Origin of the sequence: Mycoplasma bradburyae, from assembly GCF_024339025.1 — a bacterium.
Taxonomy (GTDB): domain Bacteria; phylum Bacillota_I; class Bacilli_A; order Mycoplasmatales; family Mycoplasmoidaceae; genus Mycoplasmoides; species Mycoplasmoides bradburyae.
This window is the reverse complement of sequence record NZ_CP101415.1, coordinates 377,666-398,137: the sequence shown is the minus strand read 5'-3', so window position 1 is coordinate 398,137 and position 20,472 is coordinate 377,666. Positions and strand designations below refer to the sequence as shown.

The 20,472-nt window shown below is 28.4% G+C and carries 14 protein-coding genes and 1 other RNA gene; 6 read left to right on the top strand and 9 right to left on the bottom strand.

All coding sequences use genetic code 4. The annotated features are described in order from the left end of the window. The first annotated feature begins 10 nt into the window (after nucleotides 1–10). A complete protein-coding gene (leuS, locus tag NMG77_RS01615) occupies nucleotides 11–2,428 on the top strand; it encodes a leucine--tRNA ligase (protein ID WP_255046015.1) in 2,418 nt (805 codons plus the stop codon). 288 nt (nucleotides 2,429–2,716) lie between these two features. On the opposite strand, the gene NMG77_RS01610 is transcribed toward leuS, so the two are convergent. The 3 genes from NMG77_RS01610 to NMG77_RS01600 form a co-directional block, all read right to left on the bottom strand. Then, nucleotides 2,717–3,385, bottom strand: coding sequence for a YbhB/YbcL family Raf kinase inhibitor-like protein (locus NMG77_RS01610; protein WP_255046014.1), 669 nt, complete (start codon nucleotides 3,383–3,385; stop codon nucleotides 2,717–2,719). 17 nt (nucleotides 3,386–3,402) lie between these two features. Then, nucleotides 3,403–3,957: a YbhB/YbcL family Raf kinase inhibitor-like protein gene (locus NMG77_RS01605; protein ID WP_255034953.1), complete on the bottom strand. Its 555-nt coding sequence runs from the start codon at nucleotides 3,955–3,957 to the stop codon at nucleotides 3,403–3,405. A 251-nt stretch (nucleotides 3,958–4,208) separates the two neighbouring features. Beyond that, nucleotides 4,209–5,048 carry an aldo/keto reductase gene (locus NMG77_RS01600; protein WP_255046013.1) on the bottom strand — a complete coding sequence of 280 codons (840 nt, stop codon included), beginning with the start codon at nucleotides 5,046–5,048 and terminating at the stop codon, nucleotides 4,209–4,211. A gap of 634 nt (nucleotides 5,049–5,682) precedes the next feature. Between NMG77_RS01600 and NMG77_RS01595 the strand changes: the two genes are divergently transcribed. Further along, on the top strand, nucleotides 5,683–6,618 hold the full coding sequence (locus tag NMG77_RS01595) for a hypothetical protein (RefSeq protein WP_255046012.1): 936 nt from the start codon (nucleotides 5,683–5,685) through the stop codon (nucleotides 6,616–6,618). A 245-nt stretch (nucleotides 6,619–6,863) separates the two neighbouring features. Here the strand turns inward: NMG77_RS01595 and grpE are convergent, their stop codons facing one another. The 6 genes from grpE to NMG77_RS01565 all read right to left on the bottom strand — a co-directional run bounded on the left by grpE (nucleotide 6,864) and on the right by NMG77_RS01565 (nucleotide 16,922). Then, entirely contained in the window at nucleotides 6,864–7,862 is a 999-nt protein-coding gene (gene grpE, locus NMG77_RS01590) for a nucleotide exchange factor GrpE (protein ID WP_255046011.1), read from the bottom strand. Between the two features lie 15 nt (nucleotides 7,863–7,877). After that, nucleotides 7,878–11,888, bottom strand: coding sequence for a terminal organelle assembly protein TopJ (gene topJ / locus NMG77_RS01585; RefSeq protein WP_255046010.1), 4,011 nt, complete (start codon nucleotides 11,886–11,888; stop codon nucleotides 7,878–7,880). 100 nt (nucleotides 11,889–11,988) lie between these two features. Continuing rightward, nucleotides 11,989–12,789, bottom strand: coding sequence for an alpha/beta hydrolase (locus tag NMG77_RS01580; RefSeq protein ID WP_255034948.1), 801 nt, complete (start codon nucleotides 12,787–12,789; stop codon nucleotides 11,989–11,991). Beyond that, nucleotides 12,789–15,068, bottom strand: coding sequence for a coiled-coil domain-containing protein (locus tag NMG77_RS01575; protein ID WP_255046009.1), 2,280 nt, complete (start codon nucleotides 15,066–15,068; stop codon nucleotides 12,789–12,791). Before NMG77_RS01575 ends, NMG77_RS01580 begins: the two co-directional genes overlap by 1 nt. Before the next feature lie 58 nt (nucleotides 15,069–15,126). Continuing rightward, an RNA gene (gene ffs, locus NMG77_RS01570) (signal recognition particle sRNA small type) lies at nucleotides 15,127–15,212 on the bottom strand. A gap of 15 nt (nucleotides 15,213–15,227) precedes the next feature. Beyond that, nucleotides 15,228–16,922 carry a coiled-coil domain-containing protein gene (locus tag NMG77_RS01565; protein WP_255034946.1) on the bottom strand — a complete coding sequence of 565 codons (1,695 nt, stop codon included), beginning with the start codon at nucleotides 16,920–16,922 and terminating at the stop codon, nucleotides 15,228–15,230. A gap of 66 nt (nucleotides 16,923–16,988) precedes the next feature. Here NMG77_RS01565 and NMG77_RS01560 point away from each other — a divergent pair, with 66 nt between their 5' ends. From NMG77_RS01560 to NMG77_RS01545, 4 genes are all read left to right on the top strand, one after another. After that, nucleotides 16,989–17,972 carry an NAD(P)/FAD-dependent oxidoreductase gene (locus tag NMG77_RS01560; protein WP_255034945.1) on the top strand — a complete coding sequence of 328 codons (984 nt, stop codon included), beginning with the start codon at nucleotides 16,989–16,991 and terminating at the stop codon, nucleotides 17,970–17,972. Between the two features lie 104 nt (nucleotides 17,973–18,076). Beyond that, nucleotides 18,077–19,288: an arginine deiminase gene (locus NMG77_RS01555; protein WP_255034944.1), complete on the top strand. Its 1,212-nt coding sequence runs from the start codon at nucleotides 18,077–18,079 to the stop codon at nucleotides 19,286–19,288. A gap of 126 nt (nucleotides 19,289–19,414) precedes the next feature. Next, entirely contained in the window at nucleotides 19,415–19,702 is a 288-nt protein-coding gene (locus NMG77_RS01550) for a hypothetical protein (protein WP_255034943.1), read from the top strand. Nucleotides 19,703–19,714: 12 nt separating this feature from the next. Further along, a complete protein-coding gene (locus NMG77_RS01545) occupies nucleotides 19,715–20,416 on the top strand; it encodes a hypothetical protein (RefSeq protein ID WP_255046008.1) in 702 nt (233 codons plus the stop codon). Nucleotides 20,417–20,472: the final 56 nt, after the last annotated feature.

Below are 20,472 nucleotides of genomic sequence, written 5' to 3'. Positions count from 1 at the left end.
AATAAACTATATGTATAACCATAATTTAATAGAAAATAAATGAAGGAAAGTTTGATCAGATCAAAATGTTTATCATTTTGATCTAGATAAATCTAAAACTAAATACTATATTTTAGATATGTTTCCCTATCCTAGTGGTAAAGGATTACACGTAGGGCATGTTAAAGCATTTATGGCAACTGATGTTGTTTCTCGTTGAAAAAATGCTTTAGGTTTTAATGTTTTACATCCGATTGGTTGAGATGCTTTTGGATTGCCGGCTGAGCAATATGCAATTCAGACAAATAATCATCCTGCTAAATTTACTCAAGAAAATATTGATAATTTTAGAAACCAATTACAAAGCTTAGGATTTAATTATGATTATCGATTAGAAGTTGATACTACCAACCCTAATTATTTTCAATGAACTCAATGAATTTTTAAAAAGTTATACGAACACAATCTAGCTTACCAAGCTGATATTGAAGTTAATTGATGTGAAAAACTAGGAACAGTATTAGCAAATGAAGAAGTACTAACTGATGAAGCTGGTAATAAGATCTCTGAAAGAGGATCTTATCCAGTTATCAAGAAAAAAATGCGTCAATGAGTACTTAAAATTACTGAGTTTGCTGACGAATTAATCAAAGATCTTGATGATATTAACTGACCTAATTCAATTAAAGCGATGCAAGTTAATTGAATTGGTAAATCAACTGGTGCTAGCATTAAGTTTGATGTTGAAGGTTTAGATAATCAAAAAATCGAAGTCTTCTCATCAAGAGCTGATACTTTATTTGGAGTTAGTTTTATTGCTTTAAGTTTCGATCACGAACTAGTTAAACAAAAATTAATAACGAATAAAAATGACCAAATCGAAGAATTTATTAAAGCTAACAGTATTGATCAAACCGTAAGATATGTTGGTATTGATACAAATTATTTTGCTATTCACCCAATTACCAAAAAAAGAATCCCAATTTATTTAGCTGACTACATTATCAGTGATTATGGCACTGGCGCTGTTATGGGTGTAGCTGCTCATGATGAACGCGATTATAATTTTGCTAATAAATATAATCTAGAAATCATTCCAGTTATAAAAGCTGATAGTTATCCTTATCTTGGTGATGGAAGCCATATTAATTCTGATTTTATTAATGGTCTTGATAATGATCAAGCAATTAATAAAATTATTGATTACCTAGAAAAAAATAATATTGGTAGTAAAAAAACTAATTACAAACTGCGTGATTGAATTTTTTCAAGACAACGTTATTGAGGAGAACCTTTCCCTGTTGTGTTTGATGAAAATAATAATTGTCATCTTCTTAAAGATGAACAATTACCTTTAAAGTTACCAGAACTTAAAGATTTTTCACCAAACAAACAAGGATTACCACCACTAGCTAACGCTAGTGATGAATGACTACATCCAATTATTGATAAAAAAAAATATACCCGAGAAATTAACACCATGCCACAATGAGCTGGTTCTTGTTGGTATTTCTTAGGATATATTTTAAAGTTACACGAATTAAATAAAAATCATTTAGATCAAAATTATCTAGCATTAAATTCACCAGAAGCTAAAGCGTTATTTGATCATTTTATGCCAGTTGATTTATATGTTGGCGGACAAGAACATGCTGTATTACATTTATTATACGCTCGTTTTTGATATAAATTCTTATACAAAATCAATGTTGTAAGTTCAAAAGAACCGTTCTATCAACTAATGAACCAAGGAATGATTCTAGGTGAAGATGGCACCAAGATGTCTAAATCTAAGGGAAATATTATTAATCCAGACGATTTAGTATTATCACACGGAGCTGATACGATTAGAACTTATGTGATGTTTATGGGGCCGTTAAATGCTAGTTTAGCTTGAAACTCAAACGCATTAAATGGAACTAGAAAATTCCTTGAAAGAGTTTATAACCTATTTGATAAGATAACTATCAATGACGATCCAAGTGAGCATCTAAATTATGATTATCACAATTTCTTAAAAAAAGTTAATCAACATTTAGAAAACTACGAATTCAATCTTGTTGTTAGTGAAATGATGATCTTTATTAATGCTTGTTACAAACAAGAGCAAATTAATAAAGAGATGATAAAAAACTTCTTGATTGTTTTATCATTCTTTGCGCCATTCTTAGCTGAAGAATTGAATGAAAAAATCAATAACAAGCAATTGTTATATACAATGAAATTAGCTAAATGAGATGAACAATACTTAGTTAAAAATGTTGTTACAATCTCTTGTAGTATTAATGGTAAATATAAAATGGTTAATGATTTTAATATTGACGCATCAGAACAAGAAGTTGCTGATTTTTTCTTAAATCAAGAAACAATCAAAAAACAAACCCAAGATAAACAGATTGTTAAAACAATCTTTGTTAAGAATAAGATTATTAACTTTATCGTTAAATAATCTAAAAATTAAAATAAACAAAAAATATAAGCAGATAAAGGGGCAACTGCTTATATTTTTTTGTTGATCTCGAGTTTTTAAACTCATAATAATTATAATATATAAATTAATATTTTCTGTTATTTATTTAAATATCACATTTTAATAAAAAAGCAAAGGAAAAATTAAAGATTTTTTTTAATTATTTAAATCCAATAAATAAGACAAAATAAAAACCTAATCTTAAAAGAATTAGCTTATAACTTTTTAAGATTAGGTTTGTTTTTTTTATTAAGTTGGTTAATCTTATTAACCAACTTTTTTATATCTAAAGTGAAGAGTGTGTTTACCTACTACGTGGTTGTGAATCGCTTGAATAAAGTCACCTACATAGTAAGGTTTGTTTAAATAATTTTCTTGAGTTCTGTGTTGTTTGTGATAGCTTAATTCTTTAGCTTCAACATCTAGACCATAAACAGTTACAGTATACGTGTGATCTGCGTTTGGTGGGTAGCATCCAAAATACATTAATGATCCATCATGGTGAGTTGAAGTAAATCCTTCAGGTAAAATACCACCTAATTGATCATTTGTTTTATTGTTAGCAAATAATGTTTTGCAAACACTAGAGTTATGACCTTGTCATAAAACATCATCGCCATAAACTTCCTTTTTAGATTCTAATCATTTCTTATGATCTAAATAAGATTTGTTAGCTTCTAATTTATTAGTTTTAACATTAGCAGCAATTCAGTGAATAAAACTGAATCCAATTACAGCAGCCGCATCAAAGTCTTCAATTAAAACCGCATAACTCTTAGCATTCGGAATTTTTTCTCATTCTAAATCTAAAGAATACGAAGGGAATGGAGTTTGGTTTTTGTTATCTAAAGCGCCACCATGTGCGTGAAGATAACCATCTTCACCAACCATTTTAGATCAGATTTGTTTGTTGTTACCGATTAAATATTTCTTCATTTATTATTGATCCTCTTTTAATTAGGTTTATATCAGAAGTGCAATTCATGTTCACCAACACAGTGCTCAATAATTTTTGCATTAAGATCTGATAAATTATAGTGTTTTGGTAAATCTAGTTTTTCAACATCTAATCCATAAACACGGATAGTATAAAGATGACTATCATCTGGTGGAAGTGGTGGTAAGTAATCACTAGCAGCTTCAGGAGTATTTTTAAAAGCGCTTGGAACACATTCAATGATTACACCCTTAGAAGTTTCAGTCATTCCTTGAGCTGTTGAGTTAAGACCTTGAATGATTTCAGAATTATTAATATTAGCTGCATAGGCTAATTCGTTACCCTTAATGTTAGCTACAACTCAGTGAATAAATGATTGACCTATTACACGTGAAGCTTCGTAATCTACCATTACAAGAGCGTAACTTTTAGCTGATTCAATTTTGTCTCAAGCTAAATCTAAACTTTCATATCTTTCGTTGTTTTGTTTAACAGTTTCATTTTTTAAATAAATACCATTACCTTTTTCTATAAAACAACTAGAACGGATTGTTGTATTTTTGTTTGTCATAGTGATAATAATTATATGCCTAATAGTTAATTTGTGTAAAAATAAGATTATTTTTATATTTCACTATTTTTATGAAATGTTAGCCACAGTTTTAAACAAATATTGTGTGATTTATGTTCCTTGACAACTAAGTAATTATTAGTTATCAACTTTAAATATCAAAAGATTTTTGAGGTGATATTATATAAAAAATCACCTAAAAATTTAGGCGATCATTATATCTGTTTTTATTCAATTTTACCGTTGATTTGTTAAAATTCAACTTCATCTGGATGAAGGTCTAATCCGCCACAATCTGGTAATTCGTCAATAATTTTAATATCTTCTTTGCTTATTGAAAAATCGAAAACAGCTAAATTACTTTTAATTCTTTCAAATGTTTTTGATTTAGGTAATGGAACGATATCTTTTTGAATAATTCAATTAAGAATTAATTGCGCAGTGGTTACTTTATATTTATTAGCTAATTCTAGTAATTTCTTGTGTTCCAGGATTTGAGATTGTGAAAACGGAGATCAAGCTTGAACAACAATGTTATTATTTTTACAATAATCAACTATTTCAGGTTGCATATAACCTGGATGAAATTCTAATTGATTAACCATTGGCGTAATTTTTGCAGTTTTCTTTAATTCTTCTAAATGATGAACTAGAAAATTACTTACACCGATTGATTTAATCTTACCTTCTTGATAAAGTTCTTCCATAGCCTTTCAAGTTTGACTATTAATTTCTTTTCAGTTATTTTTGAAATCTCTTCCAATCGGTCAATGAATTAATAAAAGATCTAAATATTCAAGTTCTAAATCATTAAGTATTTTGTTAAATGCCTTCTTAGTTGATTCATAACCTTTGTCACTATTTCAAATTTTAGAAGTGACAAATATATCTTTACGATTAACACTAGATTGTTTAATAGCTTTACCTACTGATATTTGGTTATTATATATTTCAGCACAATCTAAGTGACGATAACCTACTTCTAAAGCATATTTAACAGCATAAACAGTTTGGTTTCCATCTTCTAATTTATATGTTCCAAATCCAATGCTAGGCATTTTAATATTATTAGCTAGTACATTATATTTCATATATCGTTCTCTACCGTTTTTTATTAATTACATATATGTTTATAACATATATAGGACTTATTACTTTAGCTTAGGATTTCTAATGGTTATTCATTTGCTATAACATTTTAGTTAGTTATATTAACCTCTATTGAGTAATTGAATTTAAAGTGTAAATATTATTTATTTTGGTTCAGATAACTACATATAAAATTAATTTTTATCAAAAATATTCGGTAAAATGATTTTTTTAAAAATAGTTTTAAAGCAATGTATTCCTGAATATTATTAAACAAATAATTAAAAATCATTTTTAAATTAAAGTAAATATTATTTGAATGCACCTTATCATAAGGCTAACTGGTTTAACTAAAAAAGTCTTTTTAAAGACTAAAGTTTTTATTAAATAGATATGCTAAAAATTACAACTCGCTTATATAAAAATGAGTAAGAAAAAAACAATTAAAAAACAATTATTTTAATAAAAAAAATATTAAAATAATTATAAATATAGAACTAGATAAGAGGAGTTTCTAATAAGCCATAATTAAATTTGTGGTCTATTTTTAGTAAAAATTATTCAATTTTACTAACTAATAATTTAATTTTGACTTCATTTTTTTACTCATTATTTAGTTCGGAATGGATGATTATAATGGTAGAAAAATCATATCCTCAAGTAGCTTTAGTATTTTTATTAGCTTGGGTTGCTTTCATGATTGTTTATATTTTATTTTGTATTATTTTGTTTCGAACAATATATAAAAATAAATTACAACTTTCTAAAAAATTAAAATCTATATCAGATCTTTTAGATAAAAAATCAAAATTATCTAAAATGATATTTTCATTATCTGAATTTAATAAATTAGATTATAAAAAATTGCTATATAATGCGCATAAGATTTCTTCTTTTGCCATGGCAATAATTTATGTTGTTTCAACCACTATTTTAGGCATAATCAGATTTGTGTGATTTAACGATAATTCAGATAATTTTTATGTTATTGCGCTAAAAAGCGATTTTTGATCTCCTATTATTTTTGCATTAACATTATTTTGTTTGATGTATCGTGTTGCAGTTCAAATTACTATTGATAATAAAATTAATCCCGAAATAGAAAGATTAACAAATTTTATCGTTTTAGATCAAAATAAATATGAGGAATTTCTTAATAAAATTAACGAATTAAATTTTGAATTTTATGATGAAGAAACTAATACAGGATTGCAAAATCTATTAAAGGACAAGGTTTTAAATACATTTACGAATCTTTTTAATATTGATACATCTATAATTTCTAATATCAATAAAAAGATGAGAATTCAAAAAATTGAAGCTATTAATTTTATTGTAATCTCATTATTAACAGTTATAGATAAAAATTCTTGCATACAAAATGATAATCTTGAAAATAAAAACCTTCAAATATTAATTCAAAGCGCAAGAGATGTTAAGTTAGCTTTCTATGCTAAAGTTTTTTTAACTAAGAAGATCAAAACCAAAATAACTTCTAAAAACAACCCAGAAGAAGCAATTAGCGATAAATTACCTAGCATCTTATTGAGTGTTGCTGATATGCTTTTATAAGAAAGATTGCTAGTCTATAAAATAGATAAAATGTAGCTATTACATAGCTACATTTTTTATTGTTGTTTTAATTATCAGAACTATTTATAGATAAATACAAAAGATTTATGATTAATCAATATAACATTATAATTTCATATTACCAAGATTAAAATTTGCTATTTAAACAAATAAAAACAACCTAACCTAAAATAAAAAAAACACCTGCTAAGTATGGCAGGTGTTTTAATTGATTGCTAGTTAAATTATTTTTTAACTATTTGGTGAGTAATTGGTTGTTTAGGTGCTGAAGGAGGGGTTGGAGCAGATGTTGGTTTTGTTGGATGAACAACTGGTGGTTTGTTAGGAGCTTGAGCTGGAGGAGTTGGAGCAGTTGGTTTTTGTTTAGCTGGTTCTTGAGCGCTAGGAGCTGGAGCAGGTGCTGGAGTAGGTTTTTCAGCCACTTCTTCACTAGCAGCTTGTTCTGGTTGGTAATCAACACCATCAGATACTGCTACCATTGTATGACGAATAACTCGATCATATAAGATATAACCAGATTTCATAACTTTAGATACGTGATCAGCAGGGTATTTAGGATCACTTACCTTATCAGAAGCGCTCATGTATTTTTCATCAAACTTGTCACCAGGTTTGATATCCATTCTGTGAATATTAACATTTTTCAATCAGTTAATAAATGAGCTTAATACCATTTTAAAACCACTTACATAGTTTTTAACTGCTGGATCTTTAGAAGCAAAATCAATCGCAATTTCTAATTGATCAACAACATTAATTGCTGAGTCAATTGATTTTTCAATCGCATATTTTTTAGCGTTTTCGATCTCTTCTTTTTTGCGAGCATCCAATTCTTCAATCTTATCACTAATTTTCTTTTGAGCTTTAGCTTCAACTTCTTGAATCTTGTTCTTGATACTTTCGTTAGTTGATTCCAATCTTTGTGTCAGATTTTCAATGTAGCTGTTAATATTATTAACAGAATTTTCAATCTTAACGAATTCATCGTACATCAACTTGCCTACTGTAGCAATTTTTTGTTTATGATTTTTTGGATTTTGAACGAAATTTTTTAAATCTTCTAATGAACTCTTGATTTGAATATTTTCATTAGATAAATTAACTGTAGCTCCAACATTAGCAGTTGGTTGCACTTCAGTTGTTGGTTCGTGGATTGTTGAATCTTCTAAAGAAGCATCTTCCTCTTTAAGTTCTTCTCTTGTTTTTTGTTCTTGGTTGTTCATATTATTCTCTTCTTATTATTTATTTTTATTAGCTTTTTCGCGAATTTTTTTTATATCATCTAAAGTTCTAATATCTTTAATAGTGTTTAAAACGCGATTAAATGCTAATGTTTGTTGTTGCTGTTGCGAGATATTAGAATCGGTTGGCTGGTTATTATTTGGTTGATTGTTTTCTGATTGGAAACTTCAGTTTTGTTGTTCTTGCTGAATTTCTTGTTGGTTATATTTTAATTCTTTAATTTCTCTTAAAGCCAACTTGTTAAAGTGTTCAACTTGTGGGTTTGGTAATTTCGCAACTTCTTCAAGACTTAGTGATCCATCATTAGTTTTATTAATGTCAGCATATACAACATGGATTACTAAAGAACCTTTATCGTAGTGTGATTTAGTCTCTAAATCATATCTAGCTTCAAGACCCATATCTTTAATAATTACTTGGTCTCCTGCTTTTGTACCAGGTGGTATTCTAACGTTAATTAATTTGTTAATCGTCGGAACTTTGATAATCCCACCAATTGAAGCTAGCATAGGATCTACTAACGCTTTAACGTGGATATCATTATTCTTAATTGTGAAGAAGTTTGAAGGTATTACTTTAAAGATAACAGTTAAGTCACCTTTTAGATTATTAGGGAAGATGTGACCAAAACCTGGATAGTTAACTGAAATGTTTAGTTGAGAAGTAATTGGTAATTTAATATCTAATGTAATAGCTTCATTTGTATAAGATTTACCTAAACAATTTTTACAAGCGATACGGATTAATTTACCATATCGGTTACATACCATACAAGATTCAACATTACCATCAACATTACGACAAGCAGGACATAGTTTGTATGGTTGGCTAGAACTTAGATCAATACCTGTTGCTGAACAATGATTACAAGGAGTGTGACGAGTGTATTTTATACGCTTGATAGCATTGTTAAATAACAACACTTGGTGAACTTCCACTTCTTTAACAACGTTAATTTCATTTAAGCGTTCTATTTGAATCAAGTTTGGTTCTTGATATTTAGTTGACGCTGGTTGTGGGGTTGTAGAATCAGTTTCACTTAAGCGTTTTAATAATTTCGACTTGAAACTTGATAAATCGTTTATCGTTTTAGCGAGGTTTTTAGAATTGTCATTATCGTCCATTTTTACACCTACTTGTTTTCTCAACAATTTAATGCTGTAATCATATATCTGTTCTTCTGAAGTATGCATTGGTCGAACCGGTTGTTGTAACGGGTCATAATCAACTTCTTCATACTCAATTCGGTTAGGTCGTTCTTCTCTGATGATATCATCACTTTCAACTTGATTTACATAACTATCCTTGAAATTAAGGTTCGAACTTATGATAGTTGGTTCAGTAATATTATTGAACTCTTTGTGATTATCAACTAGCTCATAGTTTTGATCATCAGCAACACTGATGTTATCAATGTTGTTTTCGATAATGATGTCGTTTGTTTTTTGATATGTTTGACTATCTTCTGATGCGTTATTTGAACTTTGACTTAATAATTCTTCAATTGATAAGAACTTATTATCATCATTGAATACTAGCAATTCGTCATCTTTTTGTTGATCAAATAACTCTTTGTATTCCTCTTCTTTTCTAAGTTCTTCAGTTAATTCTAGATTAACATCATTTACAACTGGAGAGCGATCAATTAAATCATCTGATAAATCTTTTTCATCTTTAGATTCTTGATCAAGAAGTTCTTTAATACTAATTTCTTCAATGACTTTTGGTTCTTCTTGTTTTTGGAATACTTCTTCAATTGATATTTCTTCAGTTTTTTGTTGATTTAATTCTTGGACTGGTTTATGTTCGATTTCTAATTCAACTGGTTTAGGTTGTTCTTCTATTTCTAAGGCAGCTTGATCTTGTAGAAGTTTTTCTAAATCATCTTTATTTTCTTCTTCATATCAATTTTTATCAGTATGAGTCGGTTCAGACAATTGATATTCAGTTGCTCAGTTAGTATCTTCTCTAACTGGTAGTTTTTCAAAGTTTTGCTCAACTAATTCGAATTTTAATTCTTCTAATTTAGATAGATCAATTTCAACAATCGGATTTTCTTTAACAACTGTTTGCGGAGGAGTTACTTTTGGTTTGTCTTCAATTTTAACTTCTAATGTTGATTGAATTTGTTTTTCAACTGTTGATTGAGTAACTTCTTGGGTATTATTTTCAACAATCGGTTTAGTAGATTCTTCAGTTTTTAACTCAACCGTTGATTCTTTTATTGATTTGGTTGCTTGTTCAACTGTTGATTGAGCAACTTCTTGTGCATTTTCGACAACTGGTTGAGTAATTTCTTGAGTTTTTAATTCAACTGTTGGTTCAGGTTTTAATTCAATAACTGGTTGAATCACTTCTTGTGTTTTTGTTTGAACAATCGGTGCAGTTTTAAATTCAACTGTCTTGGTTTCTTCAACCTCTTTAGTTTTAACTACTGGTGGAGTGATTTGCGAAGTTTTAGTTGTTTCTTTTTGTTCAGTAGTTTTTAGTGTATGAATAATAACTTCTTGAGTTGATGGCGATTTAACTTCTTTGGTTTTAACTTCTTCAACTTCTTTAGTTACTTCTTGAGTTTTTAATTCATCAATTGGAGTAGCTGTAACCTCAACTTTTTCAGTTAGTGTTTCTTCTACTTTATTTGTTTGACTATTTACTTCTTGAGTTTGTTCTTTTGGTTTCGTTACTTCTTGAGTGTTAGCTTCAGTTGTTCGATTCTTTAATAAGAATGACAAATCAAATGGGCTTCGTGAAATTTGTTGTGTTTTGTTTTTTGAAAAATCAACAATTTCAGGCATATTTGAATCAATAAAGTCATCATCAACCGCAATATCTGAATCTTCTTGTTCTTCTTTAACTTCTTCTTGTGATTCAACTTCAGTTGGTTCAGATGAAACTTCTTCTTCTACTGGTTTAACAAGATCTTCTTCTTTAACTTCTTCAACCGGTTCAGGTTTGTCTTCTTGAGCATTAACTTCTACTTCAGGTTGTTCAACTGTTGTTTCTGGTTGAGCTGATACGTAATCATCTTGATCGCTTTCAGTTGATTCTTCAACACTTTGTTCTTCTTTTTGAACTTCTTCTTGAACTGGTTCTGAAGCAACTTCTTCAACAGCTTCTGTTTTTTGTTCTTCTTCTGATTGAGCTGTTGTTTCTTTAACAAATTCTGGTTCTGATTGCTCTTCTTCTACTGAATCTTCGCGAGTTGATATGAAGTTATTGTCGTCATCGAAATAACCTTCTCATACTCATTCACTGTTCTCATCATAATGACCATAGTCAGGATCACCAATAAAGCGAGTCCATGACATATCTTCATCTTCTTGAGTTTCTTCTTCAACACTTGAAGTTACATTATCATCGAATAAACGTTCTTCAGACTCATCTTTGTTATCATCAAATAACTTCTCTTCATTGTTATCATCAAATAGTTTTTCTTCATCCTTGTTATCGTCAAAGAGTTTTTCTTCTGTGAATGATGAAGTAGCTTCTTCACTATAATCTGGAGTATCGTCAAATAAGCGTGGTTCATCTACGCTAGTTGTGCTAGCTGCGCCCACATCGATAATTTCAGGTTCGGTTTCAATCGTTTTTGAAGCTTCTTTTGATTTTGCTCAAAATCCACCTTTTTTGTCTTTTTTCTTTTTCTTTTTCTTCTTACCGAATTCTTCTTCATCCATTCAATCATCATCAAATGAGATGTCATCAAATTCATCCGCAGCGTTGATCGTATCAAAAAAAGAATCAAAAATATCAGGATCGAAGTCTAAATCACCTTCGCGATCTAATCCATCATGTCCATATTTATCATAACGTTCTTTCTTTTCAGGGCTTGAAAGAACTTCATAGGCTTCATTTATTTCTCTAAAGAGACTTTCAGCGTTAGGATCATCCTTGTTTGTGTCAGGGTGGTATTTTTTAGCCAGCTTTCTAAACGCGCGTTTTATCTCTCGCTCATCTGCGTCCCTGTCTATTTCCAATACTTCGTAATAATCGCGTTTTTCTGCCATAAAAACCTTATTTTCAATTTATTGAAAGTTCAATAAAATGCTTGTATATACTTTATTTTAATTATAACTAATAAAACTTATTTATTATGTCGAAATGTTTCTATTTTAATTTAGCAATAAAATCTTTAATAAAATAATAGTACATTTCTTTATTAATTTGATGCGGCAAATGCGCTGCTTCATCTATAATTCTAGTCGTTAAATTATTGGTGTATTGACTAATATAATTAATCGATTTATTAGGCGGTATCACTGGATCATTTTCACCAAATATCAATAAAACAGGTTTATTATTAAGTGTTTTATAAGCGTTATCTAGCAATGTTTTAGATTTTTGCGAGATCAGATTCAAAAATAATGGGATCTTGTCTTTGTTATTGGTATAAATCTTTTTTAATCAGCCAATTAATGAAATTTGATCATTAACTTCATCTTGTTGTTTTAGGATATCTAAAAATGATTTATTGTTAAATGATTTTAATGAATCAAAAATTCTTTTTTTATCAAAACTAAAAATTGCTGGATTTAGTGGAGCTTCTAGAATTAGCGCTTTAATTTTTTGAGGAATTAAATAATTAACAATACTACAAATTCCACCACCCATTGAGTGCCCGATTAGAATAACATTATCCAGTTGCTTTTTATTAATAAAATCGACTACTAAATCACTTAAATAATCTAATTTTAGCTGAGATTTATCAAAATCATTTTCATCTATATAATGTTTTCCGTGACCAGGAAGATCGAATGTATAATAATTAACTTGTTCTTTATTTAGTCTTGAAAAAATTTCGGAATGTTTGGTATGAGAAGAACTAAAACCATGCACAAATACAGCGTTGTATTTGTGTTTTTTTATCTTTAATTCGTATGAAAAGTTAGTATTATCTAAATTCAACATTATTTTTTTGAATCAAAGACTAATTGAACTTTTTTAGTTTTTTGTTTTTTAGTAGGTTCTGGTTTTTTATCTTTAAAATCTGTGGTTTTAGTTTTTGCTAAAAAACTGTTGTATTCATCTGATAATTCAGTTTTTATATCATTAAGTGATCATTCTTCATAATCATCTTCATCATTAATTATTTTCGATTGTTTGTATTTATTGATATAACTAGGGTTGTGGATTTTTTGAGTTACTAAATTAGTATCTGTTCTTACTTGTTGTAAGCTTTTATCTAAATGTTTATTAATTGATTTAAAGATTTTTCTATCTTCTTCAAGTGATTCGTTAAGATCTGATAAATTAAAAGTTCTTAATGTTTTTTTAGTAATATCTAATTTATCATGCTGTGAAGGTTCATATACAATTTCGCTTGATAAAGAACTTAAATCGTTTGTTATACTTTCCAACTTTTGTTCAAAACTAGGATCTTTATATGAATTATCTAGTTCAAAGTCTTCAAAATGTTTTCTAGATATTTCTCTTGTTTTCTCGGTTTTGATATTCACTACTTGGCTAGTTGTAGCTCTTAGAATCGCTAAATCACGTTTTAAAACCTGAATCTCTTTCTCTTTGTTATTAACATCTAAAAATAACTCATTAATTCTTAATTGATTAGAATGAGTAGTTTCGGCCATTATTTTTAATTGTGATAATAACTGGTTTAGCATCTGATCTTTTTTGACTAAACGAGTATCTAGTTCTTTATTTATCTTGGTTGATAACTGGTTTAATTTGTTATCAAATCCTTGTTTTAGTTCAACTATTTGATTGTTGCTTTGTTCTTCTTGGTTGGCTTTAACTGATTGTTGAGCTAATAACTTATATTCATTAGCTTTTTCGTAAGCTTGTTTCAAGATTTCATCAGCTTGTTTGTTTGCTTTAGCTAGAATTTCTTCCTTTTGTTTTTCTAGATTTAGTTTTTCTAAATCCATTTCTTTTTGATGGTCTTTGATTGCTTCTTGGAATTCTTTGTTGATTGATTCAAGTTTAACCTGTTTGCGATCAAGTTCTTCATTCAACCTTTCGATTTCTCTTTCGCGTTCTTCAAGATTTTCTTTGTATTTTTCTAGTAAATTTACTTTTTCTTGATATTGATTGTTAACATCTTGATAAACTAATTTAGATATCTCTTTAATAACTTGATTGTTAGCTTGTTCTATAGTTTTATTTCTCTTGTTGTTTTTTTGCTCTAAATGATCAAGATCAAATTGTTTAGTCGCATTAATAATGTCTTCTTTAGTAATTTCTTCTAAAGTATCATCATAAGAAACATCTTTTTTAGCTATTACTTCTGGTGATAGCTCAATTTTTTCAGTATAAATCTCATTACCGATTTGTTCATTATCAGATATATTTTCAACTGGTTTTTGCTCTTTAGTTTTTGTTTTTTGTTCTTTGGTTTTTTCTTCGTCAAAAGAAGCATTTAAAACTTCGCTTGTTGATGGTAAATCATGTTCAGAATCATCATCTGGTTCATAATCAACATCAAGCATATCAGTTAGATCTACTTGTTTTTCTTCAACATCATCAGTAGATTCAAAACTGTAATCACTGCGGTTTTCAGTAATCGCATAGTCATCTTCTTGTTTTGTTTTAGTTATGATGTCAGTTTTTTGATTTTTTGTTTCTTTTTGAGTGATTGGTTGGTTATAAAATTCTTCAGTCGCTTGTTTTAAATCAATGTGTGTAGTTTTGTTCGTTTTTTTAGATTGTTGTTCAGTGATCTCAAAACTATTATCATCTTGCGCGCTAATAAATGAACTTAAGTTTTTGGTGAATGCTTCGATTAAATTTTCATCATTATCATTAGTATTTTGACTTCGCTCGAAGTCATCATCGCCAACAAAACGTGTCTTATTTACCTGAGAATTTTGATCTTTAGTGTCAGTTTGATTAGAATCAAATATTCTAGAACGATGGAATTCTAAATCTAAATCATCTTCTTCATCTTCTTCTGGCACAATTGTATCTTGAGAACTATTTTTGTTTGATTCATTGATTACTGAAGATTTTTTATTCTCATATAAATTGTCATAATCCTCTATAACATCTTTTAAAAAATCAAAATCATCTTCGCCATCGAAAATGTTTTTGTTTTTATCTTTTTTATCAATATCTAAAGAATTATCATTAATTAGTTTAGAATCAAAATCATTAAATCTGACTTTCGGACGATTCGCGCTTTCTCTTCTATTAAAGTAAAACTGACTTCTTTTGCTATTATTTTTATTATCCATCGAGAATCTAAAGTATTTTATTTATTATTTTAAATTAATTAACTTTTAAATAATAAATAAAAAAGTCATTACACACAATTAAGATACTTAATGCTGCTTCATTTCTGACCTGACATGTTTCGTGATAATTGTTGCAATGACGAATTAATTTTAATATATCTATTCTTTAAAGTCACTAATTTTTTTATCTAATAACTGTCTTTTCTTTTTGTTATTCTTCTTTTCTTTGATTTTTTTAGTAACTTCAGAGAATTGTTTAGCTCATTGAGAATCTAATTCTTCATCATCTTCAATATATTCAATTATTTTTCCAGATGTTGGAGCTTTTTTAGGTAATTCGATTGGTTCGTTTTTAATGTTTTTAGACTGCTTGTAAGTTTCGTTAACTGCGTTGATTTCTTTATCAAGATCTAGAATTTTTTTATTAGTTATATCATCATTACTTGTCGATAAAACTTTTTGTAAAGAACGTTGAGAAGCATTGATTTTATCCAGTTGTTCTGATATTGATTTAGAAACAGATAACAAATGATCGTTATCATTATATTTTTTAACTAATAAGTTGTTAAGTTTATCTAAATCATTGTTTTCAGCAGTTAATGCTTCAACTTTAGCTAATAATTCTTTGTTTTTTTCTTGTTCTAATTTGATTGCTTCATTCAACTCACGGTTAGTATAAACAATTAAGTCATACTCAGATTTAATTCTTTCTATTTCGTTAGTTGTTAATTTAGCTGTTTCTTCCGCTTGCAGCAAAGCATTTTTCATCACTTCGATTTTAGCTTCATTAGCAATTAAAATCTTATCAACTTCATTCTTATGTTTTTCATAAGTCTTACCAACAGTATCTTCATATTTCTCGACTTGTTCTTTAAGTTTAGACTCTAACTGACTAAACTTAACTTTAACACCTTGTTTAATACCATCGTTAATTAATTGGTTAACAATTTCGGGTTGATCTTGAATAAATTTTTTAAATTCTTCGTCTTTGTGTTTAATTTTAGCTCTTAGTTGGTTAAGTAAGTAATCTTTTTCTTTAACTTTGCTCTTTAATTCAAAAGATAAAATTTCATAATTTCTTAATACTTTTTTAATCTTTTCAATTTCTTCGTAATAATCTCTAGTTCTTAAAGCAATTTGGTTTTCGGTTGTTACATCACGTTCATAAATTTCACCGACTAATTTTGCATTTTCTTCTTTTAATTGAACTACTTTTTCTTTTAATTTATTGTAATAATCCGAGATTTTTTCAATCTTTCTATCATAAAAATCTTTAAGGTTATTAACCTCTTCATCAAAAATCTTCTTAGTTTCTTCTTGATTTTTAATGAATTCTTCTTGATGTTTGTTTTTAATTTCTTCGATTTCTTTGTAGTATTTTAGTTCTAAGTCTTTTTTAGTAGCTTCATGTTCTGATAAAGTTACAATATGTTCAAAATGTTTTGAGCGACCTTTTTGAATAAACTCGCTTTGTTCGTTTAAAAACTCAATGCGTTCTTTTTCGAATTCAGCACGTTGTTTAGCTAATTCTGCTTTTTCAAGTTCAATATCAGTTAAATTCTTATTGTGAATTAGTTTATCTAACTCTCTTTGAAGTGGAGCAACAAACTTATATGTCTTGATGTATTTGTGTAAGTGTTCTAATCACAATTCATCAGACATACCATTTTTTCTAGCTCTTACATAACTGTTTCTAGCATTTTCTAAAAAATCTGCTAAATCTTGTTCAGTAGCACTTGGATGTTGAGTTAGAAAGCTGTTTATGCAATAATCAGCTTTGTTAATATTGAAATCTTGAAGAACTTCTTCTTTTGAACTTTCGTCAAAACTAAAAACTTTATCAGTGATAGACATTAAAACTTAAATTTTTATATAAAAATATAAATATCTAAATTATTATATTATATTTAAAATATATAAATGAAGACTTACGACCTAATCATTTTAGGAGCAGGAACTAGCGGTATATATTGTGCTAGTTATGGTGCTATGAAGGGTTTGAAATCGTTGGTGATCGAAATGACCGACAGAATAGGAGGTCAGCCAACGCATTTATACCCTTTCAAAAAGATTTATGATTTTCCAACAGCTAACGGAATTTTAGCCAAGGATTTTATCAATCTTTTATCTAATCAGCAAGATAGTTATATCAAGCAAGGATTGATTACATATTCATTAAATACTTTAATTAGTTTCCAAAAATACTTAACCAGTGAAAATTTATTTGAATTAACTTTATCAAATAATTCTATTGTTCGTTCTAAAAAAATTATTATCGCAACTGGTAACGGTGGGTTTGAACCAATCAGATTAAATGAAGATTTAATTCGTAATCAAGATATTAGTAATATCCATTATCAAATCAATGATCTGTTAATTTATAAAAATAAAGATGTTTGTTTTTTAGGTGGTGGTGATAGTGCTGTTGAATTAATAAATCAGTTAGCAGATCTAAAGATTGCTAACAGTTTATCAATTGTTCATAGAAATAATAAATACCGAGCTTCACAAAATTTAGTTGATCAAATTAATCAAAAAGATATTAACCAATATCTTGATCAAACCATTGAATCGATTAATAACAACACAATTAATTTGATAAATAATCAAAACAATCAAAAAACAACGATAAATTTTGATTATCTGATAGTTCAATATGGTTTAAAACCAATTAAATCTCTTGATTGTTTTGATCATTTAGAGCAAGATCTCAATAACAATTTAATCGTTAATGATTTTCAACAAACTTCTGATGATAACATTTATGCAATTGGTCTTGCTAGCAACTACAAAAAAAGACCTAATTTAATTATTTGCGGAATGAATGAAGCTGTTGTGGCTATCAAACATATCAACGATTTGATTAATCCTTATACTAGATCTGTTGATTATCTAATTAAATAAACTGATTTAAAATTGTTTATATTTTTAAACTTTATTTTTAAAATTAAATGATTAATATCTAGGTTTTGATAAGTCTGAAAATAAAAAATAGATAAGGAGCATTAATGTTAAATAAGATAAAAGTTTACAGTGAAATTGGTAAACTAAGAAAAGTTTTAGTGCATACACCAGGTAAAGAATTAGAATATATAACTCCTCAAAGATTGGATGAGTTATTATTTAGCGCTATCTTAAACCCAGTTAAAGCGAGAGCTGAGCATCAAGAATTTATTAAGATTCTAGAATCTTATGGCGTTGAATGTATTCAGTTATCAGAATTAACCGCGCAAACATTCGAACAAGCAGATAAGCAAGTTCGTGAAGCATTTATTAATCGTTGATTGGATGAATGTATTCCGGTATTATCTAATTCTAATCGTCAAATAGTTTATGAATATTTAAAGAGTTTAGAAAATCAACCGGTATTAATGATTAAAAAGATGATGTCAGGAATATTAGCTAAAGAAGTTGATATAAAATCAGATGTCGAATTAATTGTTGATCCGATGCCAAATCTTTATTTCACCCGTGATCCATTTGCAAGTGTTGGTAATGGTATTACTTTACATTATATGTATCATCCAACAAGAAGACGCGAAACAATTTTTGCTGACTTTATCTTTAGTCATAATCGCCATTATAAAGATACACCTAGATATTATTCAAGACAAGCAGAATACAGTATAGAAGGCGGTGATCTGTTTGTGTATGATGATAAGACATTAGTAATTGGTGTTTCAGAAAGAACTGAGAAAAAAGCAATTCAGCATTTAGCTGAAAAAGTGCGCGATAATACAGAAACTTCTTTTGAAAAAATCTATGCTATTAATGTCCCTAAGATGAGCAATCTAATGCATTTAGATACTTGACTAACGATGCTAGATTACGATAAATTCTTATATTCACCTAATATGATGGGTGTACTTAAAATCTGGGAAATTAACTTAACAAAAGAAGAGTTAGAATGAAAAGAACTTAATGAATCGCTTGAAGAGTTTTTATCAATGGTGATAGGCAAAAAAGCAATTACCATTCCTGTTGCCGGCGAAGATTCTACACAGATCGAAATTGATGTTGAAACTAATTTTGATGCAACTAATTTTTTAGTAATTGAACCTGGTGTAGTAATTGGTTATGATCGTAATCGAAAAACAAACCAAGCATTAAGAGATGCTGGTATTACTGTTTTAAATTGAAATGGTGATCAATTATCATTAGGTATGGGTAGTGCCAGATGTATGAGCATGCCATTGTACCGCGATTCAATTAAAAAATAAGTTTTAATAATTCTTAATTCAATAAAAAGTGATTTAATTACTTTAAATCACTTTTTTTATTTCTTTAAAAGAATATTTTTTTCTTCTTTTTTTAGATGAATTTACATATCTTTAATGGAGGATGAAATGAGAAAATTAACCACGAATGATAAAAACTTATTACACGGTGGGTCCATAGCTGCAATATCAACTGCAGTTTTAATAGGTCAGATGGTTATCGGATCTATTAGCAAGTCTGCTGTAACAATAAGTAATATCGTAAATGATATCAAAAATAAACCTGATCCTAATGGATATGCAGTCGGAATTTCGAATGAACCTCAAGTAAAGCATGTTTATTCTAGCTTTGCTCCAACAAAAGCTAGGTATTCATTCTTAAGCCCATATGCTTCATCAATATATTCAGGTTTATAACAATAAATAAATATGCCAGTAAAATCAACAACAAAATCTGTTGGCGCTACTAGAAAAAGGGCTACTAAGAAAACAACTACTAAAACAGATAATGATCAAGGTATCAGCGCGGTTGCTAATAATGGAGCTGTTTTGTTGCCGCCTGATATGAAGGTTATGCCAACAGTAGTTAAAAAACGCGGTAGACCTAAAAAGATTAAACCAGATGTTGATGTTGAATCAAATCTAATGAAAAACTTAATAGGAGGGATAGACGATGATTTAGGGTTCGGGATTTCAAATTTCGCAATCGGAGATAATGAATTTATAAATAGTAATTCATTATTTGATAATCGACCTAAACAAGAATCAAAACAAAAAGTAAGTGCTTCTGATAGCAAAACAACAAAAAAATCAGCTGCTAACAAAAATAAAAAGAAGAGCGGATTAACTGGAGCATTATGAAAAGTCGGAATTGCTACTAGTGTTGCTGGTGATACATTATCTTCAGCTACCGAGGATTTTTATAATATATATAAACAAAATACCGCAAAAGCACCAACAAATTATTCTATGGCAATTGATAACTCCGTATTTGGACAATACAGAAATCACGAAGGGACATTCAAATATGTAAATAATTGAACTAATATATACAAAACGTATAAAGAACCGGATACAAAAATAAAAACATTAGATATTCATAATAAATATCTGAAACTTTTTGGTGATTAAAAATATAAGTAACTAAACACACTATTTTCTTCTTAATCTTATTATTTTCTTATTAA